Origin of the sequence: Aquabacter sp. (assembly GCF_965279295.1) — a bacterium.
Taxonomy (GTDB): Bacteria; Pseudomonadota; Alphaproteobacteria; order Rhizobiales; family Xanthobacteraceae; genus Aquabacter.
Genome location: NZ_CBDIHQ010000013.1, coordinates 98,319 through 123,755 on the forward strand (window position 1 = coordinate 98,319; position 25,437 = coordinate 123,755).

Consider the following 25,437-nt stretch of genomic DNA (forward strand, 5'->3'; position numbering starts at 1 on the left):
GCATCGCGGAAGGTGTGCTGGGCGTGATCGAGGGGGCTCAGCCTCCTCCGAAATCAGCGCCCCATCGCTCCCATCCATCAACTGCGTTAGCCGGAAAAACCAAGCCGCATCAAAGTGCGGCATCCTGGAGGAAGAAAATGATCAAAGGGTCGAGCCTGTTCTCGAAAATTTCCGCGTGCCTGTTTGGGACCACCTTAGCCCTTGGCATCGCCGCCACGGCGCCCGCAAAGGCCGCCGACTTCCCGACCCGCCCCATCCGCATGATCTGCCCCTTCCCGCCGGGCGCGTCCATCGACGTTCTGGCGCGCGCATATGCCAAGGAAATGAGTGAAACATTGGGCCAGCCGGTGGTGGTGGAAAACCGTCCCGGTGCCAATGGCGTCCTTGCCTCGACCATGGTCTCCAAAACGCCGGGCGATGGCTACACGCTGCTGTTCACCACCGGCTCCCATGTCTCCAATGCCGCCATGGCAACCACCTTGCAGTATCAGCCCGTGGAGGACTTCACGCCGATCTTCCTTGCGGCGCAGTCCTATGGGCTCGCGGTAGTCTCAAATAAGTATGGCTCCATGGCTGAGATGGTCGCCGCCGCGAAGGCCAATCCCGGCAAACTGACCTATGCAACGCTCGGCATCGGCAACGTCACGCATGTGGCGGGCGCACTGTTCGAGAAGATTGCCGGCATCGACCTGACCGACGTGCCCTACAATTCCCCCACCATCAATACCGACCTGATGGGCGGCCAGGTGGATATGGCCTTCTTATCGACGGTCTCCGCTGTGCCCTTGGTAAAGACCGGCAAGGTGAAAGCCCTCGCCACCACCGGCACAATGCGCCCGCCCACCCTGCCGGATGTGCCGACGCTGAAGCAGCTCGGCTACACGGACTATGACGTCACAGGCTATTTCGCGGTCTTCGGCCCAGCCAAGATGCCGGCGGATATCGTGGCCACGATCTATGCCGCGCTTCGCAAGGCGGGCGAAGCCAAGGACGTGAAGGCGCTGCTGGCGGAATCCAGCCTCTACCCCGGCGATCTGGACCCGAAGGGCTTCGACAAATATGTGCGCGACGACCTCGCCTACCAGACAAAACTGATGAAAGAACTCGGCATTCAGATGCAGTAAGCCGCGCGATCTTGGATGTGACGCTGCTGGGCGCTTTATGCGCCCAGCAGCGTCGATCAATACGGTCGCCACAGCCTCAACACCCGTTAGCACGGGTCTGTGGGGTGCACGGCGGACGCACTTCTGGCGATCCAAGTCATAAAGCGCACATGCCATGACATCGCCGGGCGAGGTCATGGCACTGTAACTGGCTTACCTATCAGTAGGCTTTGATAACTACGCCAGCCGTGAACGATCCTCGGCTGCAAGCGTCACAGATGCCTTACAAATCCCTTTGCGGATTGGAATTCCCGCATTCCCGCCTCGACCAAATTCAACGATATCGACCCCATTCAGGCGCAGATCGGCTCCCGTTTGCTGTATACGGACTTCCCTCCTCACTCCATTCCCTCCCCTTCACTCCATTCCAAGGAGCCGCGCCATGCGCGCAATCCTGTTTGCTGCCGTCTTTTGTCTCAGCGCCACCGCTGCCATGGCCCAGGTTACCAACCCCGACGCGACCTGCGCCGATTATCTCAAGGCCGCCGCCGCCAGCGGCCCCACGCCGAAGTCCGGCGACGCCACAGCCGATAAAATGACTGCCGATATGGATGCCAAGATGAAGGCCTATTGCACGGCCAACCCGAAGGAAAAAGCCATGGATGCGGCCATGAAAGTGATGAGCCAGTGACCAAGCCGGCCCTGGCGGAGCAACCGCCGGGGCCGGCCCTTTCGCCGCTGATGTGCATCGCAGCGCCTCGGTACGCGGATCAGGCCCCTCTGAAGCTCAAACAGCCGACGCTTCGCGAATAGCTGTTATGCACTCCACGGCCCCGTAAGGCGCCTCTAGCATCCCTCTCGATCAAGGGAGGGCCGGACGGCCATGGGCTACAGAGTTGGAGTGGATATCGGCGGCTCGTTCACCGATTTCGCCATTCTCGACGAGCATTCGCTGGAAGTGAAGACGCTCAAGGTCCTGTCTCGGCCCGACCAGCCTGGACAGGAAGTCATCACCGGCATTCTTGCCATCCGCGATCGCTACGGCATTGAACCGTCTGACGTGACGTATTTCACCCATGGGACCACCGTAGGCGTCAACACGGTCATCCAGCGCAAGGGCCTGAAGCTCGCTCTCTTCACGACGGATCAGTTTTCGGATGTGCTCGAACTCGGCCGTCTGAAGCTGCCAAGCATGTACGACCTGCTCTCCAAGCGCCCGGAACCGCTCATCGCGCGGGAACGCGTGTTCGGCATTCGCGAACGACTGGATTCATCCGGCGCGGTCGATGTCGCATTGGACCGGGCAAGCGTGGAGGCCGCGATCGACGGGGCTCTGGCGCGTGGCGCCGAGGGTATCGTCATCGCCTTCTTGAACGCCTACCGCAATCCGGTCCATGAACTTGCCGCCAAGCGTATCGTCGAAGAGCGCGCGCCGGGATTGCCGGTGTTCTCCTCCGCCGAGGTCTGGCCGATCATCCGCGAATTCGAGCGCACCAACACTGCGACCATTGGCGGATATGTGCAGCCTCGGGTCGCTCACTATCTGAGCGAACTGCAAAAGGCCTTGGCCGACGTCGGTGTGGCAGGAGAGGCACGGCTCACGAAGTCCAATGGCGGCGTCATGTCGGCCGAGCAGGGCAAACGCGAGTGCGTGCAGATGATCCTGTCCGGCACGGCGGCCGGCGTCATGGGTGCCGCTTACGTTTGCAGCATGACCGGCATCGCCGAATGCATGAGCCTCGACGTTGGGGGAACGTCGGCGGACGTTGCCTTCGTTCTTGATGGGCAACCCCAATATGGCATCGGCGAGTTTGTTGGCGAGCACCAGATCTTCATCCCCTCGGTGTCTGTGACATCGATCGGCGAAGGGGGAGGCTCAATCGCATGGGTGGATAGGCTCGGCGTGCTCAAGGTCGGGCCGGAAAGCGCGGGGTCCACTCCGGGGCCAGCCTGCTACGGACGCGGGGGTCTGCGCCCAACCATCACGGATGCTTTCGCGGTGTGCGGGATCATCGGACGCGACACGCTCGGCTACAACGCCATATCCGTGGACCGCGACAAAGCACGCACAGCCATGGCGCCGTTGGCCCTGTCCATCGGCAAGAGCGTGGAGGCAACGGCGGAGGCTATCATAGATGTCGCCATCTCCGGCATGAATGCCGACGTGGCGGCGCTGATGACACGTTTCGGCGGAGATCCCCGGAGCATGACCATGCTGGCGTTCGGCGGCGCGGGTCCCATGATGGGATGCCTGCTGGCGCGAGAACTCGACATGGCGGAAACGTTGGTGCCCATCGTGCCCGGCGTGCTCTCCGCGCTCGGCGGCCTCATCGCCGATCTCAAGAACGACTTCATCCGCTCGGTCTTCGTGGACCTGGATTTGCCCGCACTCTCGATCGTGCAGCGCGAGGCGCAAGAGCTGGGCGTTCGGGCACGCAGTTGGCTTATCGATGAGCAGGCGTATCAGGGTCCTTACGTGATCACCCTATCCGCCGATATGCGTTATCGCGGCCAATCCTTCGAGGTGGAGACCGTGCTGGACGAGAAAGCGATAGCGGCAGGCGATACGGTGGCCATCGCCGAGGCGTTCCACAGTACCCACGAACGTCATTACGGCCACGCTGATCGCAAAGCTCCGGTCCAGATCGTCAACCTTCGCCTCACCATTACGGGCCGGACGCCGAAACCATCGCTGCCGCGACTTCCCGAGGGCTCCGGAGAGGCCGTGCCGGCCGATGAGGTGGAGGCGTGGGTCGAGGGCGCCTGGCGTTCGGTGCACCTGTTTCGCCGCAAAGCCCTCTTGGCGGGCCAGCACTTCTCCGGACCGGCCATTGTTTCGCAAGATGACACCACTGTTTACGTGCCGCCAGAAACATACGTGCGGATCGATGAGTTCGGAAATTTACGTATCCGCAGATCTGGTCATGGAGATGGGGCACAATGATCGACCGTTCGATCCTGCAGATCTTTGCGAATTATTGCGCGTCTGCAACTGAAATCATGGCGCATGCGCTGATGCGCGCCGCGCATTCGTCTTTCGTGAAGGAGACCGAAGACTTCACGACCCAATTGGTGACCCCCGCCGGCCAGACCTTCGCCTCCCCCAAGACGCTCGGCGCCAATTGGTTCACCGGCCTGGATTACGGCGCCGTCATCGGCATGATTGCGGATTATCGGGAGGGCGACATCTGCGCCACGTCCGACCCCTATAGCGGCTTTCTCGCCACCCATGCCCCCGACCTCCATGTCTGGAAGCCGATTTTCCATGAGGGAGAAATCGTCTGCTTCGTCGCCTGCCATGTCCATCACACGGATGTCGGCGGCGCGGTGCCGGCTTCGCTTTCTCGCGCGCTGACCGAGGTGCACCAGGAGGGTCTGCGCATCCCGCCCATGAAGATCGTTGAAGGCGGCGCGTTTGACGAGAAGGTCATCGCCATCATCCGGTCGAACGTGCGCATGCCGGATCAGAACTGGGGCGATCTCAACGCCCAGATCGCCGCCGTGAACACCGGCGAGCGCAAGGTGCGCGAGATGATCCGCCGGTTCGGGATCGAGGTCTTCCGCGAAGGCCAGCTTGCCTTGCTTGACTATGCCGAGCAGCAGGCGCGAACCCTGGTGCGCAAGATTCCTGACGGTTCGTATTTCTTCTCCGACTATTCCGACGAGGATTCGGTTGGCGGCTTCCCCTGCCGCGTGGCGGTGACTGTGACGGTAGCAGGCGATGCGATCGTCATGGACTTTACCGGGTCCGATCCGCAGCTCTCCTCTGCGCTAAACATGCCGACCGGGGGTCATGAACAGCACGCCCTCGTCACCATCGCCCTCATCCTGACCCTGGCGACGCTGGACCCTCATTTGGTCCTCAATGCGGGGACCGCCCGCGTTGCCCGCGCCATCCTGCCGCCCGGAACGGTGATGAATGCGCAGGCGCCGGCGGCCGTGGGCATGCGCTCGCTTACGGTGGCCGTGTCCCAGCTTGCCCTTCTGGGCGCCTTTCAGCAGGCCCTTCCCGGCATCATGCCCGCCGGCCCGGCGGGTGGTGCGTCCATGATGAATGTGAAGACCAGCGACAGGCAGGGCCGCACCATCATGGCGTCCATCGGCCCGATCAGCGGCGGCGGGGGTGGCTCCCCCCTGGCGGACGGGGCGGAGGGAGCCGGCGGCAATCGTTCGTTCCTCAAGAACACCCCCGTGGAAATCATCGAGGCGGAAGTGCCCATCAAGGTCTTGCGCTACGGGCTGGTGCCGGATTCCGGCGGGGCGGGAACCTGGCGCGGCGGCTCCGCCATGGTGATGGAATTTCAGGTTTTCTCACCCAATTCCATGGTCACCGCGCGCAACCGCAACCGGACGCGGTTCGCCTCATGGGGGGTAGAGGGCGGAAAGGCCGGCGGAAACTCCAGATTTCTGCGCAACCCCGGCACGAACCGGGAAGTCGATCTCGGGAACATGGACGTCGTCCACTGCGAACCCGGCGATATCCTGCGCATTATCGGCCCCGGCGGCGGCGGACATGGCGACCCCTTCCTGCGCCCGACGGACCGCGTGTTGAACGATGTCAGCGCCGGCTTTGTCTCGCGGGAGGCGGCCGAGCGGCTTTACGGCGTGGTGATCTCGGAGGATCTCCTGATCGATGCGCAGGAGACCGCCCGCCTTCGCGAGGCGCCCCGTCAACTGGACACGCATTCTTTCGACTTCGGCACGGCACGGGAAGAGTTTGAGCAGGTCTGGACCCGCCAACGCTATGACCGTCTCACGGTCATCCTCGCTTCCATCCCCGTCAACTGGCGACACCATGTCAAGAATTGCATCTTTCGCGCGATTGGGGATGTACCGGGTGATGGTGAGGCAGACGCCGTGGACGAGGCATTCGCCGTCATTGTCGCGCAGCACCCGGAACTTGGCTCTCTGGCGCAAGATAGGTGCTCCGATGCAGCCTGATCATACATTGGAGATATATAGGAGGGAGCCGGCACGGACCCGGCGCGTGCCTCAGTGTGGCACAGCTCTGCAGGAGACGAGTTCTCATGAACACCCGCACCCTGGCGCAGTTCCTCAAGGTGGTGGAGCTACGCAGCCTGTCAAAGGCGGCGGTGGTACTGGGTGTCAGCCAGCCGGCGCTCAGCCGCGCCATACGGGAGTTGGAATCCGATTTGGGCGTCGCCCTGTTCTATCGCGACGGCCGTGGTGTACGGGTGACGCCGGAAGGCCGGCGCTTTCGGATGTGGGCGCGGGCACTGGAAGACCAGATTGCGCAGATGCGTGTCGACGTGGGGCGCGGCGAGCAGGGACAAGTGCAGCGGGCCATCATCGGCGTGCTGCCCTCCATCGCCCGCTTCCTGGCGCTGCCGCTGACGCAAAGCCTGCGCAAGGCCTATCCGCAGGCGGAGCTGCGCATCGTCGAGGGTGCGAGCGCGCATCTCGTGGAATGGCTGGCGGACGGACGCATCGATTTTGCGCTGCTGTTCGACACGCCCGTGGTGCGGCGTTTCAATCCGGAGCCCATCATGGCGCACCCGCTCTATTTCGTGGGTGCGGCCTCACATGGCAGCATGCCGCCAGAGGTTCCTTTTGCCAGCCTCGCCGACAAGCCGCTGGTTCTTTCCAGCCGACAGTTGGGCAACCGGCGAGAAATCGAAGCCATAGCGCAGCGCCAGTCGGTGTCGTTGCAGGTGGTGATCGAGGCGGACAGCCTCACCTCGCTGATCCAGCTCGTCGCGACGGGTCAGGCCTTCTCCATTCTCCCGATCTTTGCGATCCACGAGGAAATTCGCGCGGGGCGCCTGGTGGCCTCGCCACTGGTCAATCCCAGCATCGACCGCACGCTCGTTCTGGCCATGCAGCATTCCAATGTGCCGATCGCCGGGGCTCTCGAATTCGTCCGCGATATCAAAATACGCCTCAAGGCACTGGATCCTGGCGCGGCGGTGCGCAAGCACGCCTGAGATCGAATGGCCGGCGCCCGGCGGACGGGGGGCGCGCATCATGACCGACGCAGGAACCCTTCTGAAGAACGCTCTATCGCGCTCATTTGCGCCGGCCCGGCGGGTTAACACGTCGGAAGGCCCGGTGTCCGTGACCCTCGAAGACGTCAGCAAGAGCTATGGTGACACGACGGCACTCAAGCCGCTGAGCCTTGCCGTACACGCCGGTGAGTTGGTCTCCCTTCTCGGCCCCTCGGGCTGCGGCAAGACCACCACGCTACGCATCCTCGCCGGCTTCATCCGTCCCGACACCGGTCGCGTGCTGCTCGGCGCGCGGGACGTGACCGAGGTGGCACCGAACCAGCGGGGCCTCGGCATGGTGTTCCAGGCCTACAGCTTGTTTCCGCACATGAGCGTCGCCGAGAACGTGGCATTCGGCCTGAAAATCCGCGGGATCAGCCGAGCGGAGCGGACCGCGCGTGTCCGCGAAGCTCTCGAGACCGTGCGCCTTGGAACCTATGGCGATCGCATGCCCCAGGCGCTGTCCGGCGGCCAGCAGCAGCGCGTCGCCCTCGCCCGTGCCCTCATCACCCGCCCGGCGGTGCTGCTGCTCGATGAGCCGCTGGGCGCGCTGGACAAGAACCTGCGCGAGCGGATGCAGTTCGAAATTCGGGACCTTCAGCGGCGCCTCGGCATCACCACCGTCCTCGTGACGCATGACCAGGAGGAGGCGATGATCATGAGCGATCGCGTCGCCGTCATGTCTGAGGGGGCGCTGGTCCAGATCGGTTCACCCACCGAGGTCTATCTACGGCCGCGCACCCGTTTTGTCTCGGAGTTCCTTGGAACCTCGAACCTGTTTCAGGCCATCGTCGCGGGTGAAGCCACGGGCGGCTCCGTTCCGCTTCGCATCGCAGGCGCCACCGCAATTCTGCCGGCGGAGCTGCCGATACGACCCACCGAAATGGGGGCACAGGTGACGGTGGCGCTGCGGCCGGAAAAGCTGCTCATCGAGGCCCCCGGTGGCCTCGGCGTCGATGCCCAAGTGAAAAGCATCGCCTTTCGGGGCAGCTATTATGTTTACGAACTCGACGTGCTCGGGCGTCCCGATCCCCTGATGGCGATCCGCCAGACACCGCTTGAGGTCGCGCTGCCTGGTTCCCAGGTAACCGTACGCTGGGATGAGGGCGCGGTAATCCTAGAAGATGACGCGGAGGTGGCGCGATGAATGCCACCACCCCAAGCCAGCCGCACGCACTGAGGCGCCGCCCAAATTTCACACTGTCGAAGCCGCTCTGGGTTCTTCCAGCGGGCTTGTTGATGCTGGTCTTCTTCTTGCTGCCGCTGCTGCACAATGCAGCGCGCAGCTTTTCGGAGGAAGATGCAGCCACGGATGCCATCTTCTATTATCGCAAGCTCCTGACAGATGAATATTACCGGACAGTTCTATACAATACGCTGACGCTCAGCTTCTTCGTCACACTGATTTGCCTCGTCCTGAGCTATCCGGTCGCGCTATTTCTGGTGCGGCATGCGGGGCGCCTGCGCACGGTGATCGTGTTCTGCCTGATCGCGCCGCTGCTCACCTCCGTCATCATGCGCACGGTGGGCATCCAGCTCATTCTGGCCCGGCGCGGCGCGCTCAATGCCCTGCTCGGAGCGTTCGATCTGCCGCTCATCCCCTCGGGCATGTCCTCCGGTGTGTTCGCGGTCTATGCGGGCATGATCCAGGTGCTCGTTCCCTTCATGGTTCTGTCCATCGCGCCGGTAATCCAGCGCATAGACCTGACGCTGGAGGAATCGGCCCAGGTGCTCGGGGCGGGGCGGCTGCGGGTGTTCCTCAATGTGACGCTGCCGCTCAGCCGGGAGGGCATTTTCACCGGCTGCATCCTGGTCTTCATGATGGCGAACGGCAGCTTCGTCACCCAGCTCCTGCTGGGCGGAGGAAAGCTGGTGACGATGCCAGTGCTGATCTTCCAGCAGTTCAACATCACGCACGACACGGCGTTTGCTGGTGCCATGGGCAATGTGCTCCTGGTCCTCTGCCTTGCCTGCCTCGCGGTGCAGTTCGTCCTGATGGCGCGGAGCGAGCGCACATGAGCGAGGCAAAGACACCTCCGGCGCCGGCGCGCGCCTCGCTCATCGCACGCATGCGGCGGATCGATCTCGGCCGGTTGGCGCTCGGGCTTTACACCGGGTGCTTCCTGCTCCTCGTGATCACCCCCATCGCGCTTGTGGTGGTGGCGTCTTTCGCGCCCACCCCCTTCATCACCTTTCCCCTGCGTGGGGCATCATTCCAGTGGTACGTCCGTGTCCTGGAATATCGACCATTCATGCATTCGCTCGGTATCAGCGTGGTGGTCGCGGTGGTTTCGGCGCTGATCGGGGCGGTTTTTGCGGTGCCTGCGGCCCTGCCGCTCGCCCGTTCGCGCCATCCCCTGAGCCACGCTTTCGTCGGCTTCCTGCTGTCGCCGATTTCGATCCCCGGCATCGTGTTCGGCTTTTCCCTGCTCTATTTCCTAGCGGCCCTTTCCATCGGCCCGGGGATGCTCGCGCTGCTGATCGCCCATTCCATCGTGGCGATACCCTACATCCTGCGCACCGCGCTCAGCGTCTACCGCACGATGCCGCCCGACACCGAGGACGCGGCCGTCATCACCGGAGCATCACGGCTCCAGGTTCTCTATTATGTGACGCTGCCCCAGATGCGCGCCGGTGTCTTTGCGGGAATGCTCTTTGCCTTCCTGATCTCGCTCGACAATCTGCCGGTGTCCTTCTTCTTCGGCACCGCCACCACGAGCACCCTGCCCGTGGTGATGATGAGCTACCTGCAGAACCAGTTCGATCCGTCTGTAGCGGCCATCGCGACCATCCAGATGCTGCTCGCCGTCGTGGCGCTGCTTGCCGTCGACCGCTTCTACGGCGTCGGTCGCCTCACCTCGGCTTGATGACCGCCGGTGCCTTTTGGGAACGAGCGCCCTCGCGGCGCGGAAAGGATAGATCTGATGGAGAACGGGCGTAGCGGACCTGTGGTCGTGGTCGGCGGTGGGATTGGCGGCACTTCAGCGGCGCTCGCGCTGGCGCATAAGGGAATCCGCGTGCTGCTGCTGGAGCAGGCGCCGGAATTGCGCGAGGCCGGCGTCGGCATCCAGATGCCGCCAAACGCCTTCAAGATGTTCGAGCGTCTCGGCGTGCTGGACACCATGCTCAAGAAGGCGGCGCTGCCGAAGAACCTCATCTTCATGGATGCGGTGACCGGAGGGCAGATCCTGCGCATCCCCGTCGGGGAAGCCTTCGTCGGCCGCTTTGGCCACCCTTATGCGGTGATGCATCGCGGCGACCTGCTGGCCGTGCTGGCGGATGCCTGCCGCGCCGAGCCCCTGATCGAGATCCAGACCGCGGCACGGGTCACCGGCTTCATCGAGACCGAGGAGGGCGTGCGCATCCTTGTGGAAGACGGCCGGGTGTTCGAAGGTGTTGCCGCTATCGGCTGCGATGGTCTGCGATCCACGTTGCGCAAACAGATTATCGGCCCGACATCGCTTCGGACCCAGCGATACGTCATTTTCCGAGGCGTGGTGCCGGTGGAAGAGATGCCGCCGCTTGAACTTGCGGAGGCGGTTGTCATGTGGGGCGGACCCCAGTGCAACTTCTCGCATTATCCGGTGCGGGGCGGCACTCACTATGCGCTTGGTGCCAGCACGCTGAGTTCTGTGATGGATGATGCCGCCTATGATGCATTCACTGCGGAACAAGGGGCTGGCGAACTGCTGAAGGCATTCACCTGCGTCTGCGAGCCGGTGAAGCGGCTGCTGGACAAGATAGATCTGACACGCATGTGGAAGCTCTATGACCGCGAACCCGAGCGCAACTGGACCCAGGGGCGCGTGACGCTTCTGGGCGATGCCGCGCACCCCACGTTCAATTACATGGCCCAGGGGGCGTGCATGGCGCTCGAGGACGCAGTGAACCTCGCCGATGTGGTTGCGGCTTCGCGGGACTTCCCGGAGGCTTTCGCGGCCTATCAGGAGGGTCGCTACGTGCGAACCGCGCGGGTCCAAATCACGTCGCGACTTTATGGCGACCTCTACCACGCGAGCGGCGTCGCGGCTGAGGTTCGCAACCAGACGCTCGGCAAGCTGAGCGTGCCCGAACTCTATGACCATCTCGCCTGGCTCTATGACGGGATCTGAGCCGCCACCGACACACATCCATAAACGAGAGGAACGGTATGTCTAAAATGATGCGCCTGGCGCGTTTCTCGGTGCTCTTCAGCATCCTTCCCGGCCTTGCCTGCGCGGCTGACATCGTCGCCGCAACCAACGGAGGCATTTGGGAAAAGGCGACGCGCGAATGCTTCGTCGCGCCGTTTCAAGCCAAGACCGGCAAGACTGTGGAGTTGGTGCTTGGCACGCCGGCGCAATGGACCAACCAGATCGTCGCCAACCCGGCGTCTCCACCCATCGACGTCATCATCAGTTCCGTGGATGGCGTGGTCGATACGGTCAAGCGCGGCATCGTGGACCCGATGACGCCGGTACAGGTTCCCGCGCTCGCCGACATGGACCCACGCCAAGTGGCGCTGGGTGGCGGCTATGGCGCCGTAATGGCCTATTCCTCGCTTGGTCTTGCCTACAACAAGGACGCGGTCAAGAAGCCGCCGGCCACCTGGAAGGAATTCGTCGACCGCACCATTGCCGGCGATTGGAAAGCCGCAATTCCAAGCATGCGCCAGGGCTCGACGCCGTCCGCCGTCCTGTGGATGTTCGCCAATCTCTATGGCGGCGGGGTCGATGACATCGCCAAGGGTTTCGACATCATCAAGAAGATGAAGGACAGCGGAAACCTGCGGGTCTGGAACGACATGAACGAATTCCTCTCGCTCATAAAGACCGGGGAAATCGATATCGGCATGTATTGGGAAGGCCGCACCTGGTCGTTCCACGATGAGGGAAATCCTGAAATCCTCTTCATCCGGCCCAAGCCCGGCGTGGTCGTGAACAATGCGATCATCCAGAAGGTCAAGAACGGCAAGCCGCTGGCCTGGGACTACATCAACATCGTCCTCTCCCCCGAAGGCCAGAGCTGCTTCAGCGAGAAGATCCAGTACGGCGTTGCCAATCAGAAGGCGAAGATCAATCCCACAATCGCCGAGCGCATCGCCAAGGTCGATGAAATCATCTGGCCGCCCTACGCCGAGATTTCAGGGAAAGTGCGCGAATGGGTGGAGCGTTGGAACAAGGAAATCGACCGATAGATTGGTTCCTCAAAGCGTTGGAGCGCCCCACGTCAAAGGCACTCCAACGCGGCGGTGGCATTGCGGTTCAATTCTCCATCGAAATGAAAATGGAGCGGGCAGCGGGAATCTCACTATCAAATAAATGCCCGCATTTCTCGAGCCTGTTCACGCGCACGCAAAGCGCCTCCAATAAGCTGTGCCCGCGGGCTCACAATCCAATCACCGGCCGGTCCTCACTCATCCGGCCGAGTTCCGCGCGACTTCCCGGCGGAAGACGTCGAGGCAATGCCCTCTGATGGCGACGAAGTCAGGGTCTGACAGCACGCCCGCGTCGCGCGGCCAGGGGATCTCCACGGGGACGAATTCAGAGACGCGAGTGGGCCTGCGGGTCAGCAGAAGTACGTGTGTCGCCAGTTGCACCGCCTCCTCCAGATCATGTGAGACCAGGATGGTGGTCGTGCCCCGGCTCATGAAGATGCGCTGGATGCGCTCGCGCATAAACAGGGTCATCTCATAGTCCAGCGCCGAGAAGGGCTCGTCCAGGAACAGCACCTCGGGATCGGTGATGAGGGCGCGCAGAATGCTGACGGTCTGCTGCTGGCCGCCGGAGAGTTCATAGGGGTAGCGCTGCAAATCGATGCGCACGTCGAACTCGGCCAGAAGTTTATCCACCCGGCGGGTGCGCTCGGCTTTGGGAACACCGCGCAGCACCAGCGGATAGAAGATGTTGTCCAGCGCGCGCATCCAGGGGAACAGCGCTTCGCGGTAATTTTGAAACACGTAGGAGATATTGGTCTCGGCGATGGTCTTGCCGTCATACAGGACCGTGCCGGCATCCATCGGGAGAAGGCCGGCGATCATGTTGATCAAAGTGCTCTTGCCGCAACCATTCGGGCCGAAGATGGAGATGAACTCCCCCTCCATCAGCTCCAGGTTGAAGTCGCGGTAGACGTCCTGGCCGGCGAACTGCTTGCTCAATCCCCGGATCTCGATCTTGCCCCTGCGCTGGGGCCGAGCGTCTTCACCTGCGGCAGCGACGTTCAGGAGGGTCATGACGGCGGTCTCCCCGGTCGCGCGGTCAGCGCCCGGCCCAATGGATGAAGCGCTTCTCGGTGAGGATGAAGAACAGGTTCAGCGCGTAGCCGAGCACGCCGGAGATCAGGATCGAGGCGTACATGTTCTTGAGGTCGTAACCCATCTGGGCATCGATGATGCGGTGGCCGATGCCGTTGGTGGAGCCGATGAACATTTCCGCCACGATGATCACCACCAGCGCGAGGGAAATGCCGGTGCGCAGGCCGATGAAGGTCTGCGGCAGGGTCTCGAAGAAGATCACATCCTTGAACAGGCGCCAGCGCGATGCGCCGAGCGAGCGCGCCGCAAGGATGCGGGTCTGCCGTGCGTTGAGCACGCCGTAGGCGACGTTGAAGATGATGATCAAGCAGGCGGAAAAGGCGGCGACCGAGATTTTGGAGAAATCGTCGAGCCCGAAGATCAGCATGAAGAGCGGAAACAGCGCCGTGGCCGGCGTGGACCGGAAGAAGTCGATCAGGAACTCCGCGCGGCGGTAGATGGCCGCCGACGCGCCGAGCACCAAGCCGACCGGAACGCCGATCACCGAACCAAGAACGAACGCGTAAAGCACGCGCCAGAGGGTGCAGCCCACGTCATAGAGCATGGTGCCGGTGGTGACGGAGGTCCACAGGGCGACGAGCGTTGCCTGGGGAGACGGCAGCAGCTTGGCATCCACCAGATGCCACAGGTTTGCCAGGTACCAGACCGCAAGCAGAAGGACAGGCCCGGTCAGGACTTGGATCGCCCGCCCGATGCGGGCCCGCGTGGCTGATGCGGAAAAGCTCAAGCCAGCTGCCATGGTCCACCTCGTACATCGGTGCGCTCTCACCCCCTCCTGTTAGCAATGGCTGTGCCACCCACCGGTTCACGCCGCCGCCGCCCGCGCGTCGATGGAAACACCGGCCCGCGCTTGGTTTTGCGCGCGCGCATCTGGGGTGGTCGGCACAGCCCGGACGCAGCTTGCCGCATCGACGTGCGGTTCCTGGCGCAAAATTAGTCAAGTGACTTGTGTAAAATCGCCATGTCTTGACCACCGCCTTCGGATCGAGGGTTGCGAGCGCGCAGGATAAAGCTTTCAATCAGGCGAAACGGGGAAGGCAAGACGATGACGGCGGGGACGATGACGGCGAGCGCGACGAAGCGACGGCCCGCAGCGGCGATGATTTATGATGCGGATGGGTCGCCCGACGCCGCAGGTCCCGGCATCGGCAGGCATCTGCGCATGGCGCGCATGGCGCGGGGCTTCCGCCTCAAGGACGTCGCAGACGCCGCCGGCTGCTCGGAAGGGCTCTTGTCGAGGATCGAAAACGACAAGGCCGATCCCTCGCTGAAGCTGCTCCAGAAGGTCTGCGCGTTTCTCACCATGAAGGTGGGAGACCTGATCTCCTGGGCGGAAAAGCGCGACGCCGTGGTGATCCGCGCAGCCGACCGCGCGGCTGTGCATTTCGGTAATCATGGGGGGCCGGGCACCACCATCGAGCACCTCTCCATGGCCGGTCATCTGATCACCGGCTATATCAACCGCCTGGCGCCCGGAGGCTCCACCGGGGATCCATTGTCCCATGTGGGGGAGGAGCTAGGCATCGTCACGCGCGGTGATCTGGAATTGCTGATCGGGGAGACCGTGCACCAACTCTCCACCGGCGATTCCTTCTGTTTCCGCTCGGACATTCCGCACAGCTATCGCAACACATCCTCCATCGAGGCGGAGGTCATCATCGTGAACTCTCCCCCTTCATTTTGAGAATTAAAATAAGAGACTTGCGTATCATGCAAGTCTCTTGCATTAATTTATGACGCCTCCTCGAAGAGGGAGGGTAGGTCCGGCGGCAATGGGGGAACATCCCGCGCTTCTGGACCTCGGGAGGGACTGCTCGCCGGTAAATGCCTTTTCAGGGGAATGACCATGCGAGTAAGCTTCCTTCGATCTCTACGCGCCGTCGTCGCGGCCGGTGTTCTGACAGCCGCAATGGCGGTACCCGCGCTGGCGGCGGAGAAGGTGACATTCTCCTGGCTGCCAACCAGCGATTCCATGCCGTTCTTCGTGGCGATGGAAGAAAAGATGTTCGAAGCCGAAGGCATCGAGGTGGAGGCCTACAAGTTCCAGGCGCCAAGCCAGGTGGTGGACAGCTTCGTCTCGGGCCGCTCCGAGGTCGGGCCGTCCGGCACCGCCGCCGGCATCGCCCTCATCGCCGAGGCGCAGCTCCCCGGCACGCTGCGCTTCTTCGGCTTCACGGGCGGCGAGAACCAGCCCACCTTGATCATGAACAATGCGTTGGTGGTGGCGAAGGGCAGCGCGATCCAGGGCTTCGCCGATCTCAAGGGCAAGAAGCTCGGCACCCTTCCCGGCATCCAGTGGCGCACCATATCGCGCTACATCGTCCGCAAGGCCGGGCTCGACCCCGACAAGGACATCCAGCTGGTCGAACTGGCGCTGCCGCTTCAAACCCAGGCTCTGATCGCCGGTACGGTTGATGCGCTGTTGTCCATCGAGCCCATGGTCTCCATCGCGCTGGCGACCGGCGAGGTGAAAATCCTCATGGAAAACCCGGCGCAGCGTTTCATCGGCGATCCCTTCTGGGGCGGCACCTCCGCCGTGACCGCCAAGTTCCTGAAAGAGCGCCCGGCCGTGGCGCGCAAGGTGATGGCGGTGATGAATGCCGCCACCGCCAAGCTCCAGGGGAATTTCGACAAATACCGCCCGCTGTTGAACAAATATGCCGGCGTGCCCGAGAATGCTCTGCCCCTGGTGAAGCCGATCCTGTGGCACAGTGAAAGCCAGATCACGGAGCGCGATCTCGACGGCTTCCAGGCTTTCGCCAATATGCTGAAGGACGAGGGCGCCATGGCGGCCGCGCTGGACGTGCGCAAGCTGATGGTGCGCATGAAGGACCTGCCGTGAGACGCGAACATGCGGGCATGCCCGCGAGCTTAGTGCCAGGAGGTGGACAATGGCGGACCGTCTGATCACCGATATCGGGGGCTTGCCCGCGGGTGACATCCCGAAGGAAGAGATGACCCAGCTTTACTGGGAAAAGCTCATGATGGCGATGTTCAATGTCCTGTGGAATAAGGGCATCTTCAATCTCGATGAGTTCCGCCGGGCTGTGGAGCAGATGCCGCCCGATGAATACAAGGCATCGAGCTTCTATGGCCGCCGCCTCGACGCCATGACGGTGCTGCTGGTGGAAAAAGGCTTGGTGAGCCGTGAAGAACTCAGCAGCCGGACCGCCCAAATCCTCGCGTCCGGCAGCCGCGACCATGTCCGCTGAACCCGCCCGCTTCGCCCACGGCGCGCGCGTGCGCATTCTCGACCTCGGCAAACCGGGGCATGTGCGCACGCCGTTCTATGTCAGGGACAAAATCGGCGTCATCGACCATGTGTGCGGAGACTTCGAGAACCCCGAGGAGCGCGCCTACGGCCATGTCGGGGGCGCGCGCATTCCTCTCTATCGCGTGCGTTTCATGCAGCGCGACCTCTGGGACGATTATGGCGGCGAGGCGCATGACAGCCTGGTCATCGAAATCTACAGCCACTGGCTAAGCCCGGCCTGAAATACTGGAGCGGAACCATGACGCAGCACGACGATCATGACCACGATCACGACCACGACCATCATCATGGCGAGGGCCACGCCCCCCATCCCAGCCGTGAAGACGACGACGTGGCGCTCTCTCCCGGAGAAGCCAAGTTCCTGGCGCTGAAGGGCCTGCTGGTGGAGGCGGGCCTCGTGACCGGCGATGAGATCATGCGGCGCCTGGAGGTCAACGACAGGGGCGGCGCCCACCAGGGTGCGCGGATGGTCGCCCGCGCCTGGGTCGATCCTGACTTCAAGACCCGCATGATGGCCAATCCCAAGGCGGCGGCGCTCGAACTGGACATCGCCGTCACCGAGGCGGAACTGATGGTGATCGAGAACACCCAGGATCAGCATAACCTCGTGGTCTGTACCCTCTGCTCCTGCTATCCGCGCTCGCTGCTCGGCGAGCCGCCAGCCTGGTACGTGAGCAAGGCGTATCGCTCCCGCGCGGTGCGCGAGCCGCGCAAGGTGCTGCGGGAGTTCGGCCTCGACTTCCCGGAGCAGGTGGAGGTGCGGGTGCACGATAGCAATGCGGACCTGCGCTACATGATCATGCCGCTCCGGCCGGAGGGCACGGAAGGCATGAGCGAGAGCGAGCTTGCCGCTCTCATTTCCCGCGACAGCCTGGTCGGCGCGGCTCTGCCGGGCCGGGCCGGCTGATCCATTTCGCTCAATTCCTTTGCCAATAACAAGAACAGGTCGGCCATGAACGCCCAAACCAATCCCGCCACCAAGACGTCGTTCCGCGTGGAAGAAGCGACCATCGGTGAGCTTCATGACGCGATCCGCAGCGGCGCCACCACCTGCCTGGACGTGGTGCAGCAGTATATCGCGCGGGTGCGCGCCTATAACGGCGTCTGCACGCGCCTGGTGACGGCCGATGGCGCGCCGGTGGCGCCCGCGCAGGGCACCGTGCGCGGCGGCAAGCCGATCGCCTTCCCGCAAGAGACGGTGAAGGCGTCCGACATCATGCCGGACCTGGACCGCTATGCCGGCCCGCCGCTCGAATACGGGCGCATGGAGACCACCGCCTCAGACCCCTCCGTGCTTCAGCAATATGGCTGGGTGACGGGGATCCCCAACGCCGGACAGGTCAACGCCCTCGCTACCCTCAACATCCGGGGCGAGCGCTCGGTCACCTGCAAGGGCGACTTCGACCTCCACCCCTCCAAGGGCCCTCTGCCAGCCGGCGCCCCGCCGATGTGCGAGGTGTTCCGCCAATTGCCGGACGCCCTGGAGCGAGCGGCGGCGCTGGACGCGGAATTCGGCACCAATCCCGACCTTGAGGCGATGCCCATGTACGGCGTCGTCTTCTCCTTCAAGGACGCCTTCGACGTAAAGGACATGCGCTCCACCGGCGGGGGCGATGCGGCCTACGACATGGACGCGCCGGCGCGCGACCATGTTCTGGTGGACCAGCTGCGCAAGAAGGGCGCCATCATCTTCGCCAAGGCGGTGATGACCGAATACAACGGCCGCGCCGGCAATCCCGGCGGCCGGAACTTTCCCGACAAGGTGCTGCCCTCGGTCCTGGGCTATCAGCGCTCCTCCTGGGGCGGCAATCCCGGCAATCCCTACGACACGACCCGGTCCGCCTCGCTTGGCTCCTCCTCCGGCTCTGCGCTTTCGGTCAGCACCAATCTCGTGATGGCGAGCCTGGGTGAAGAGACCCGTGCCTCGTGCCGAGGCCCCTCGAACCACAACGCGGTGGCGCTGATCCTGCCGCACAAATCCATGATCGGCTTCGATGGCGGGGCCATCGGCGCCGATATCTACGTCGATCGCACGGGCATCCACTGCCGCAGCGTCGTCGATTGCGCCAAGGTTCTGGACGGGCTGAAAGACCCGGAGGCTGGGTATTACGACCCGCGCGATATCTTCAGCACCGTGCCGCGCGCCTCGGTCCTGCCGGCCTATGCGAAGCACGCCAGCGCCCCCGCTTCGCTCAAGGGCCTGAGGTTGGGCATCATTCGCGAATCCATGATCATCCCGCCCGGCTCCAAGACCGAGGGGCCGATCGTCCAGGCGGCGGACCGGGAGATCAAGAGCATCCTGCGCGATACACTTGGCGCGCATCTCGTGGAATCCGCCCACGCCCACTGGACGCCCGACCCCGAGATCGAGCCCATGACGGTGGATTTCCGCACCGCGCTCGCCCGCCTCGTTCCGGTGCTGATGCCCGAGTTGCTGTTCCGCCTGAAGGTGGACGGCACGCCCCTGTTCGAGGACTTCGCCGCCGCCATCGTTCCCACGGAATTCATGCCGGGCAAGGTGTTCGGCTCAGGCCACATGACGCCGATCGACTATTTCGTCGCGTTGGCGGAAGGCAAGATCGCGCCGCCCGCCAATTTCGATCTCATGAGCGTGCAGCAGCAACAGCTCGCCAATGCGTTCCGCTTCCACATCCACCAGTATCTCGGCCGCCGTGCCGACGACTGGAAGGCGCTGGGGTTCGAGGAGACGTTGACCGACTTCGCCGCCCTCAACGCCCGCTCCAAATTCTGGGGCGACGACCAGCGCGCCGGTTTCCGGAACTGGGAGGAAATCACCGACATGCGCAACCGCTTCGACCAGCGCCAGGGCGTGAACGAGCGCATCATGCTGCGCGAGGTGCTGCGCCGCGCCGACATGATGGTGATCTACGAGAACAAGCTCGACGCCCTGGTCCGCCTGCACACGCCGTTTGTCCCCGCGAAGATCGGCGGCGCTGCGCAGCCCCGCACCATGGTCGGGCCCGACGGCACCAACGGGCAGAACCTGCTGCCGGAATCCTTCGACGGCCCGAACGCCGGCCTCACGGAAATCCTGATCCCGGCCGGCTACGTCACCACGGTCTACGACCCGGTGCACGCGCTCGCGCCCGACGGCAAGCGCTGGGTGTCCCAGCCGGCCGATGAGCCGACGCAGATCCCCACGCCGGGCCTGCCGTTCTCGCTGGTGTTCCGGGCCGAGCCCGGCAATGAGGACATCATCCTGAAGGTCGCGTCCGCCTACGAGGCCGCTTCCCACCGCCGCATCTCGCCACCGAATTTCGGGCCGCTGGCGTAGTCTGCGAGCAGCCAGCCGTTCGAAATATTCTCCGTGCTTTTGTTGATCGCACCCATCCGGCGGGCGCTGAATGGACAAAAACTGCATGCCCCCAGCACAAGGGGGCATCAGTTCTCAGAGACATCATCATAAGTCACGGCACCTCTGCCCAGCAGCGTCTCCGCTTTGAGGGCATCGAAAATTTTCTCGATCTGCGTGAAGTGTCGGCGCATGCCGATCACCGGCTTCACCACGCCGCGCGCCATCACCTCCATGCTCTCGATCAGTTCGGTGCGGGTAGAATGGCGGGAGCCGGTGATGGTCTGCTCGGTCTTCACCAGTTCGAACGGGTTAAAAGATACCTCGCCGCGCCCCACGCCGATTACCACCGCACGACCCGAGATGCCGAGGCTACCGACCGCGAGCCGGAAGGTGTCGCCATGGCCTACGTAATCGATTGCAGCATCCACGCCCTTGCCGCCAGACAGGCGCCGCGCCTCCTCGACGGGGTTCTCGACGCCGCGCACGTTGATGGTCTCGTCCGCGCCCCATTCGCGCGCGAACGCCAGCTTCTCATCCGACACGTCGGCAGCGATCACCCGCGCGCCGAACAGCTTGGCCACCTGCACGCCGTGGATGCCGACGCCGCCGCCGGCGCCAATGAGCAGGACGGTATCGTGAGGGTTGACCCGCGCCCTTTCGCGCATGCAGTGCCAATTGGTGTTCACCGCGTCGGCGGCGATAGCGGCAGCCTCATAGCTCAGCCCATCGGGAATATGCAGGAAGTTCTCCGCCGGGAGGCACACGAAGTCGGCGAAGCCGCCGTCACGGGCCGCGCCCACATAGCCGCTGAAGTTCTCGCACAGGGTTTCGCGTCCGCCCCGGCACCAGCGGCAGCGGCCGCAAGTCAGATAGAAATAGACTGTGCAGCGGTCTCCCACGGATAGGCCCGCCACGTTCTGCCCCACGGCGACGATATCCCCGCCCAGTTCGTGACCCATGATGCGCGGTACCGTTCCCCCAAGCCGGCCGGCACGCATGTTGAGCAGCGTGAGCCCGACACCGGCGGCACGTACGCGCATGACCGCCTCGCCCGGTCCCGGACGCGGGTCCGGACGCTGCTCCAGGACGAAAGGCTCGTTCCAATCCTTCATCACCATGGCCTTCATCGTTTCCTCCGCCTTTCGTCTTTCGTTTTTTCTGAATACAAAATACTCGATGCGCGTCGGTGAACACTCAGACAGCTGACGTCGAGATATTTATTTGACCTGAGCCACACCGCCCAATGAACACTTGATATTTCCCGCATGGCGTGCCCGAGACATGTCCACAGTCCATAAAACGAGAATTTAGCATTTGATAAATTAATTGACGATTGGAATTCGCGCTTCTAAATTTCAATCAACAACTATTGCCGCCAAAGGCAAAGTCCGGGGAGAGAAGCATGCCCAAGTTTTCAATGGGCGGGATCATGTCCCGATCCGCGCGAATAAATGCGCTCATTTTTCTGACAACACTGTTGACCTTCTGGAGCGCCTTCGCAAATGCGGCAGACCCGATAAAAATCGGATTTAGTACATCGCTGACGGGAGCGCTGGCGTCGTCCGGGAAGGCCAACCTGCTGGCGCAGCAGATCTGGGCGGAGGAGATCAATGCCAAGGGCGGGCTGCTCGGCCGGCAGGTGCAACTGATCTATTACGACGACCAGACCAATGCCGCGACCGTGCCTGGCATCTACGCCAAGCTGCTGGACGTGGATAAGGTCGACCTGCTCATGGGCGCGGCCACCAACATCATCGTCGCGGCCATGCCGACCATCATGCAACGGCAGAAGCTGGTGATGGTGTTGGTGGCGCTGGGCAGCAATGACGAATTCAAATACCCCCGCTACTTCCAGACTGCAGCATGGGGCCCCGACGCCAAGGGCGTAATCCCCAACGCCTTCTTCGACGTGGCGAAGACCATCCAGCCGCGCCCCAAGACCGTGGCGCTGGTGGGCGCCGATGCGGAATTTTCCAATAATGTCCTGATCGGCGCCCGCGCCGCCGCGCTGAAGAACGATTTCAAAATCGTCTACGACAAGAGCTACCCGCCAAACAACGTGGACTTCACCTCCATCGTCCGGGCGATTCAGGCGACCAAGCCCGACCTGGTGTTCCTCGCGGGCTACCCCATCGACTCCGCCGGCATGGTCCGAGCGGCGAACGAGGTAGGCCTGAAGGCCCAGTTGTTTGGGGGCGGCATGGTGGGCATGCAGTACGCCACCTTCATGCAGCAATTGTCCGACAAGCTGGACCGGGTGGTGAACTACACGCTGTACGTTCCGAGCCCGAAGATGAATTTCCCGGGCATCGAGGCGTTCCTGAAGACCTATCAGGCCCGCGCCCCGGCGCAGAACACGGACCCCCTCGGCTTTTACCAGCCGCCATTTGCCTACGCCGCTATGCAGGTGTTGGAGCAGGCCATCAAGCAGACAGGCGGCCTCGATGACGGCAAGCTCGCGGATTACATCCACAAGAATGCCTTCGAGACCATCGTCGGGCAAATTCGTTTCGATGAACGCGGAGAATGGGCGGATCCGCGTTTGCTAATGGTGCAGTTCCAGAACATCCAAGGAAATGGCCTCGATCAGTTCTTGAAACCAGGCAAGCAGGTGATCCTGTTCCCCCCGGAGTACAAGGATGGGGACCTCCAGTACCCCTACTCGAAGTAGCCGCCAGGGGCCTGACGCGGCCAGCCGCGTCAGGCCGGCTCGACTTTGCCTCACGCTTATCCACCCGAAGCGCGATAAAGATGGCGCGGGTAATTTCTGGTCGAGCAGGATGCCACACATCGGTTGTCTCGCTAGAGCCCCCACGTCGAAGCCGCAATAGACGAAGCCGAATACTTTAACCGCGCCCATGCCGGCCCACTTAGCGCCCTAATTGTTTAGCCTCACAGCGTGCTGGTGTATCGTTGTGCCATCGGAGAGGGGCGCGCTATGGGCCCGGAGAGCTTGAATCACGCCGCGATCACATCCGCAAATTTATGGGCCACGCCTAGTGCGATCGCCCTCGCTCACCAGGTGGGAAGCGAGGGCGATCTTTATTGCTCGTTGTTGAGCCCGCGGGGGTTAGCGGCTCTTTTTGTAAAGTTTGGCGGCTATCTCATACATTTCTTCGGGAGCATAGTTGGGGGCAAAAGCGGAAGGGGTGCCTTCAAGGTCGGGGATTTTCCCGCCATCGGGCATTCCCTCTACCACTTGCAAGTCCCCCGGAGGGTCACCGGGTAGAGCCTTCTCGCCCTTACCCCAAATCAAAGCCATGTCGCGATAATCGGACTCGCTGAAGCTATACAGTCGGCGGTGAGAGCCCTCAGCAAGATACTTCTGCGACTCCGGAATACGATCGAGATTGATATTCGGCACGGGAAGCATCTTCTCGATTTCGACACCCGTCAGCTTCTTAAGCGCCAGTGCATAGGCATGTGCATGGACGCTGCCACGAACGAGAAGATAGCCGCACACCTCTCGGCCGGTTGGCTCGGTCATGGTCTCGTAAACGCGCAATTTGTGAAGCCGCGCGCCGCACTCCAGGTGAAAATTATGGAGAAGATCGAAAATGACATTTCCGGTCGTCGTAACGAAGTCCATATTCCAGGACGTGCCGTTGCTGTTCATGGGCATGGCGCCGCCCCCATTTGAGAAGAACGAAGCGGCGAGCCGGATATCCTGCATATCGGCGAAGGGAGCGTCTCCGATGTCGACGTCTTCGGTCGGATCGCCCGGACCATTGCTCAAAAGCGCGACGCCGTTGCTGACCAATTCCACATGCCCAAGCTCCTCCGCCGTGATGGCCGCGACCAAGCTGTAAAACGGTTTAAGCTTGGTCTTATTGCGAAAGTTGAAGCTCTGAAACATATAGTTCCCGAGCGTCGACATCTCCCCGTACTTTCCCCCCAAAAGTTCTTGAAGCGCAGATCCAGCATTTGGATTGGGGGCGGCTGGAATAGGTAGTTCAGCTTGCAATTTATCAACGCGCATAAACATAGATTAATCTCCGCCGTCGTAATGACACCACAGAACAGCGGGAAGTAAAATTAGTTACAACTTGAGCTAAACCGCATATTAATCAATTAAATTGATTTTTTATCCTTTATCAATCAGCTTTAAAATTTAACAGCCAGTGTCCTAGCTGGACAAACCGCCTCAGCTAACGGTGTACAGTAAATATTGATGAAGAGGTTGATGGCGGCGATTACGGTGCCGGACGCATCGAGCAACGAGGCAACGCTGCCCTGGAAGTTTGCGAGGGCACCGTGCTCGACATTGAACCGTCCGGCGCCTCGGGTCAGGTCCTCCACCATAATCGGGAAGAGTGCGCGGAACATCGTCGGGCTCCGCGCACTCTGGGCTAATCCGAGCAACAGACCACTGCCCCTTGGACGGTGACAGTCGTCGTAAGGGTTACCCGAGCCGCGAAGAATGTAAGGGTGGTGCGCTATCGAAATCGGTGCGTGCGAACTCCTCGGCAAGATAGTCCACGAGGGCACGCACTTTTCGTGACAGCAGCCGATTATGGGTGAAGACGGCGTTGATCGGAAGCGGAGGCAATTGGTGGTCAGATAGGACCACCTTTAATTTCCCTGCCTCGATCAACCTCATAACCGACCAAGCCGGTGTGTAGACGAGCCCGGCCCCCTCTACTGCGGCGGCGACAACGCCATCGACGGTGTTTGAACGCATCCGCACCGGCACCTGGACTTGCGTGGGTTTGTCTCCGTCGAGCAATTGCCATTCCGAACTGATGGCGTGCTCGGTGTAGATGAGGCAGTCGTGATCGGACAAATTGGCGAGCGAACGCGGCGTGCCGCGTTGCTCAAGATAAACCGGTGCAGCGCAAACGATCCATCTCAGCGCTCCGAGCTTACGAATGATGAGGCTCGAATCGACCATCGGGCCGATACGGACCGCGACATCGATACCTTCATCGATAAAGTTGAGCTGTCGATCAGCCAGGATCACGTCCAGGGTGATTTTCGGGTACATCACGGCAAACTTGGCGAGCAGCGGCAGCATGAAGAACCGGCCAAAAAGCGTGTGTCCGGAAACGTGAAGACGGCCGACCGGCGTTTCCGCGTCCGTCAGCAGTTCGGCCTCCATCTCGTCGATCTCGGTCAGGATGCGCTTCGACTTATCATAGTAGCGCTGGCCGGCCTCCGTGAGCGCCAGCGCTCGCGTGGTTCGAAGCAGAAGCTTTGTTCCCACGCGCTCTTCGAGCGCCGACAGGTGCCGGCTGACTGAGGACAACGAAACGCCGGTCTTTCGCGCAGCACCCGAAAGGCTCCCCGTATCGATTGCTGCCACGAAAAGGGCCATCGTGTCCGTCCGATCCACGAAATCTCTCCTTCTCGTTCAGCGCCACCCGGCAGCATGGCGATTAACGTCAAATCTGCAAGGGTCGTTGCCAGATTTATCGACTTCCAAGAAGGGTCGCGATCCGTACAATCAG

Annotated in this window: 23 protein-coding genes; 17 read left to right on the forward strand and 6 right to left on the reverse strand. The window is 62.3% G+C overall.

Annotation, left to right across the window (positions count from 1 at the left end):
* Positions 1–137: 137 nt before the first annotated feature.
* The 10 genes from ADADO0_RS07470 (at position 138) to ADADO0_RS07515 (ending at position 12,284) form a co-directional block, all read left to right on the forward strand.
* Entirely contained in the window at positions 138–1,124 is a 987-nt protein-coding gene (locus ADADO0_RS07470; RefSeq protein ID WP_511304495.1) for a Bug family tripartite tricarboxylate transporter substrate binding protein, read from the forward strand.
* 421 nt (positions 1,125–1,545) lie between these two features.
* Positions 1,546–1,794, forward strand: a complete 249-nt coding sequence (locus tag ADADO0_RS07475; protein WP_511304496.1) for a hypothetical protein — start codon at positions 1,546–1,548, stop codon at positions 1,792–1,794.
* A 192-nt stretch (positions 1,795–1,986) separates the two neighbouring features.
* Positions 1,987–4,047: a hydantoinase/oxoprolinase family protein gene (locus ADADO0_RS07480; protein ID WP_511304497.1), complete on the forward strand. Its 2,061-nt coding sequence runs from the start codon at positions 1,987–1,989 to the stop codon at positions 4,045–4,047.
* Positions 4,044–6,044, forward strand: a complete 2,001-nt coding sequence (locus tag ADADO0_RS07485; protein WP_511304498.1) for a hydantoinase B/oxoprolinase family protein — start codon at positions 4,044–4,046, stop codon at positions 6,042–6,044. Before ADADO0_RS07480 ends, ADADO0_RS07485 begins: the two co-directional genes overlap by 4 nt.
* An 86-nt stretch (positions 6,045–6,130) precedes the next feature.
* Positions 6,131–7,048: a LysR family transcriptional regulator gene (locus ADADO0_RS07490; RefSeq protein WP_511304499.1), complete on the forward strand. Its 918-nt coding sequence runs from the start codon at positions 6,131–6,133 to the stop codon at positions 7,046–7,048.
* Positions 7,049–7,088: 40 nt separating this feature from the next.
* On the forward strand, positions 7,089–8,255 hold the full coding sequence (locus ADADO0_RS07495; RefSeq protein ID WP_511304500.1) for an ABC transporter ATP-binding protein: 1,167 nt from the start codon (positions 7,089–7,091) through the stop codon (positions 8,253–8,255).
* 92 nt (positions 8,256–8,347) lie between these two features.
* On the forward strand, positions 8,348–9,127 hold the full coding sequence (locus tag ADADO0_RS07500; protein WP_511304501.1) for an ABC transporter permease: 780 nt from the start codon (positions 8,348–8,350) through the stop codon (positions 9,125–9,127).
* Complete coding sequence (locus ADADO0_RS07505; protein WP_511304502.1) at positions 9,124–9,975, forward strand: ABC transporter permease; 852 nt, start codon at positions 9,124–9,126, stop codon at positions 9,973–9,975. Before ADADO0_RS07500 ends, ADADO0_RS07505 begins: the two co-directional genes overlap by 4 nt.
* Before the next feature lie 57 nt (positions 9,976–10,032).
* On the forward strand, positions 10,033–11,220 hold the full coding sequence (locus ADADO0_RS07510; RefSeq protein ID WP_511304503.1) for an FAD-dependent monooxygenase: 1,188 nt from the start codon (positions 10,033–10,035) through the stop codon (positions 11,218–11,220).
* A gap of 38 nt (positions 11,221–11,258) precedes the next feature.
* Complete coding sequence (locus ADADO0_RS07515) at positions 11,259–12,284, forward strand: extracellular solute-binding protein (protein ID WP_511304504.1); 1,026 nt, start codon at positions 11,259–11,261, stop codon at positions 12,282–12,284.
* A 219-nt stretch (positions 12,285–12,503) separates the two neighbouring features.
* Here ADADO0_RS07515 and ADADO0_RS07520 read toward each other — a convergent pair whose 3' ends face one another.
* Both ADADO0_RS07520 and ADADO0_RS07525 read right to left on the reverse strand, forming a co-directional pair.
* Positions 12,504–13,319 (reverse strand): ABC transporter ATP-binding protein, encoded by an 816-nt coding sequence (locus ADADO0_RS07520; protein WP_511304505.1) that lies wholly within the window; start codon positions 13,317–13,319, stop codon positions 12,504–12,506.
* A 25-nt stretch (positions 13,320–13,344) separates the two neighbouring features.
* Complete coding sequence (locus ADADO0_RS07525) at positions 13,345–14,139, reverse strand: ABC transporter permease (RefSeq protein WP_511304506.1); 795 nt, start codon at positions 14,137–14,139, stop codon at positions 13,345–13,347.
* A 306-nt stretch (positions 14,140–14,445) separates the two neighbouring features.
* Here ADADO0_RS07525 and ADADO0_RS07530 point away from each other — a divergent pair, with 306 nt between their 5' ends.
* The 6 genes from ADADO0_RS07530 (at position 14,446) to ADADO0_RS07555 (ending at position 19,969) form a co-directional block, all read left to right on the forward strand.
* Positions 14,446–15,084 carry a cupin domain-containing protein gene (locus tag ADADO0_RS07530; RefSeq protein ID WP_511304507.1) on the forward strand — a complete coding sequence of 213 codons (639 nt, stop codon included), beginning with the start codon at positions 14,446–14,448 and terminating at the stop codon, positions 15,082–15,084.
* A 225-nt stretch (positions 15,085–15,309) separates the two neighbouring features.
* Positions 15,310–16,242: an ABC transporter substrate-binding protein gene (locus tag ADADO0_RS07535; RefSeq protein WP_511304508.1), complete on the forward strand. Its 933-nt coding sequence runs from the start codon at positions 15,310–15,312 to the stop codon at positions 16,240–16,242.
* Between the two features lie 49 nt (positions 16,243–16,291).
* Positions 16,292–16,612 (forward strand): nitrile hydratase, encoded by a 321-nt coding sequence (locus ADADO0_RS07540; RefSeq protein ID WP_511304509.1) that lies wholly within the window; start codon positions 16,292–16,294, stop codon positions 16,610–16,612.
* Positions 16,602–16,895, forward strand: coding sequence for an SH3-like domain-containing protein (locus tag ADADO0_RS07545; protein WP_511304510.1), 294 nt, complete (start codon positions 16,602–16,604; stop codon positions 16,893–16,895). The genes ADADO0_RS07540 and ADADO0_RS07545 overlap by 11 nt, the downstream gene beginning before the upstream one ends.
* A 17-nt stretch (positions 16,896–16,912) precedes the next feature.
* The gene (locus tag ADADO0_RS07550; RefSeq protein ID WP_511304511.1) at positions 16,913–17,581 is read left to right on the forward strand and encodes a nitrile hydratase subunit alpha; all 669 of its coding nucleotides are present in this window, start codon (positions 16,913–16,915) and stop codon (positions 17,579–17,581) included.
* A 45-nt stretch (positions 17,582–17,626) separates the two neighbouring features.
* Positions 17,627–19,969, forward strand: a complete 2,343-nt coding sequence (locus ADADO0_RS07555; RefSeq protein ID WP_511304512.1) for an amidase family protein — start codon at positions 17,627–17,629, stop codon at positions 19,967–19,969.
* Positions 19,970–20,076: 107 nt separating this feature from the next.
* Here ADADO0_RS07555 and ADADO0_RS07560 read toward each other — a convergent pair whose 3' ends face one another.
* Positions 20,077–21,117 carry an alcohol dehydrogenase catalytic domain-containing protein gene (locus ADADO0_RS07560; RefSeq protein WP_511304513.1) on the reverse strand — a complete coding sequence of 347 codons (1,041 nt, stop codon included), beginning with the start codon at positions 21,115–21,117 and terminating at the stop codon, positions 20,077–20,079.
* A 275-nt stretch (positions 21,118–21,392) separates the two neighbouring features.
* On the opposite strand from ADADO0_RS07560, the gene ADADO0_RS07565 reads away from it, so the two are divergent.
* Complete coding sequence (locus ADADO0_RS07565) at positions 21,393–22,661, forward strand: amino acid ABC transporter substrate-binding protein (protein ID WP_511304514.1); 1,269 nt, start codon at positions 21,393–21,395, stop codon at positions 22,659–22,661.
* Positions 22,662–23,060: 399 nt separating this feature from the next.
* Here the strand turns inward: ADADO0_RS07565 and ADADO0_RS07570 are convergent, their stop codons facing one another.
* The 3 genes from ADADO0_RS07570 to ADADO0_RS07580 form a co-directional block, all read right to left on the reverse strand.
* A complete protein-coding gene (locus ADADO0_RS07570; RefSeq protein WP_511304515.1) occupies positions 23,061–23,975 on the reverse strand; it encodes a manganese catalase family protein in 915 nt (304 codons plus the stop codon).
* A gap of 119 nt (positions 23,976–24,094) precedes the next feature.
* Positions 24,095–24,316, reverse strand: coding sequence for a hypothetical protein (locus ADADO0_RS07575; RefSeq protein ID WP_511304516.1), 222 nt, complete (start codon positions 24,314–24,316; stop codon positions 24,095–24,097).
* A 76-nt stretch (positions 24,317–24,392) separates the two neighbouring features.
* Entirely contained in the window at positions 24,393–25,322 is a 930-nt protein-coding gene (locus tag ADADO0_RS07580; protein ID WP_511304517.1) for a LysR family transcriptional regulator, read from the reverse strand.
* Between the last annotated feature and the right edge of the window lie 115 nt (positions 25,323–25,437).

Coding starts and splice junctions, on each gene's coding strand:
- ADADO0_RS07470 (WP_511304495.1), top strand. CDS start 138: ATGATCAAAGGGTCGAGCCTGTTCTCGAAAATTTCCGCGTGCCTGTTT.
- ADADO0_RS07475 (WP_511304496.1), top strand. CDS start 1,546: ATGCGCGCAATCCTGTTTGCTGCCGTCTTTTGTCTCAGCGCCACCGCT.
- ADADO0_RS07480 (WP_511304497.1), top strand. CDS start 1,987: ATGGGCTACAGAGTTGGAGTGGATATCGGCGGCTCGTTCACCGATTTC.
- ADADO0_RS07485 (WP_511304498.1), top strand. CDS start 4,044: ATGATCGACCGTTCGATCCTGCAGATCTTTGCGAATTATTGCGCGTCT.
- ADADO0_RS07490 (WP_511304499.1), top strand. CDS start 6,131: ATGAACACCCGCACCCTGGCGCAGTTCCTCAAGGTGGTGGAGCTACGC.
- ADADO0_RS07495 (WP_511304500.1), top strand. CDS start 7,089: ATGACCGACGCAGGAACCCTTCTGAAGAACGCTCTATCGCGCTCATTT.
- ADADO0_RS07500 (WP_511304501.1), top strand. CDS start 8,348: ATGCTGGTCTTCTTCTTGCTGCCGCTGCTGCACAATGCAGCGCGCAGC.
- ADADO0_RS07505 (WP_511304502.1), top strand. CDS start 9,124: ATGAGCGAGGCAAAGACACCTCCGGCGCCGGCGCGCGCCTCGCTCATC.
- ADADO0_RS07510 (WP_511304503.1), top strand. CDS start 10,033: ATGGAGAACGGGCGTAGCGGACCTGTGGTCGTGGTCGGCGGTGGGATT.
- ADADO0_RS07515 (WP_511304504.1), top strand. CDS start 11,259: ATGTCTAAAATGATGCGCCTGGCGCGTTTCTCGGTGCTCTTCAGCATC.
- ADADO0_RS07520 (WP_511304505.1), bottom strand. CDS start 13,319: ATGACCCTCCTGAACGTCGCTGCCGCAGGTGAAGACGCTCGGCCCCAG.
- ADADO0_RS07525 (WP_511304506.1), bottom strand. CDS start 14,139: ATGGCAGCTGGCTTGAGCTTTTCCGCATCAGCCACGCGGGCCCGCATC.
- ADADO0_RS07530 (WP_511304507.1), top strand. CDS start 14,446: ATGACGGCGGGGACGATGACGGCGAGCGCGACGAAGCGACGGCCCGCA.
- ADADO0_RS07535 (WP_511304508.1), top strand. CDS start 15,310: ATGGCGGTACCCGCGCTGGCGGCGGAGAAGGTGACATTCTCCTGGCTG.
- ADADO0_RS07540 (WP_511304509.1), top strand. CDS start 16,292: ATGGCGGACCGTCTGATCACCGATATCGGGGGCTTGCCCGCGGGTGAC.
- ADADO0_RS07545 (WP_511304510.1), top strand. CDS start 16,602: ATGTCCGCTGAACCCGCCCGCTTCGCCCACGGCGCGCGCGTGCGCATT.
- ADADO0_RS07550 (WP_511304511.1), top strand. CDS start 16,913: ATGACGCAGCACGACGATCATGACCACGATCACGACCACGACCATCAT.
- ADADO0_RS07555 (WP_511304512.1), top strand. CDS start 17,627: ATGAACGCCCAAACCAATCCCGCCACCAAGACGTCGTTCCGCGTGGAA.
- ADADO0_RS07560 (WP_511304513.1), bottom strand. CDS start 21,117: ATGAAGGCCATGGTGATGAAGGATTGGAACGAGCCTTTCGTCCTGGAG.
- ADADO0_RS07565 (WP_511304514.1), top strand. CDS start 21,393: ATGCCCAAGTTTTCAATGGGCGGGATCATGTCCCGATCCGCGCGAATA.
- ADADO0_RS07570 (WP_511304515.1), bottom strand. CDS start 23,975: ATGTTTATGCGCGTTGATAAATTGCAAGCTGAACTACCTATTCCAGCC.
- ADADO0_RS07575 (WP_511304516.1), bottom strand. CDS start 24,316: ATGTTCCGCGCACTCTTCCCGATTATGGTGGAGGACCTGACCCGAGGC.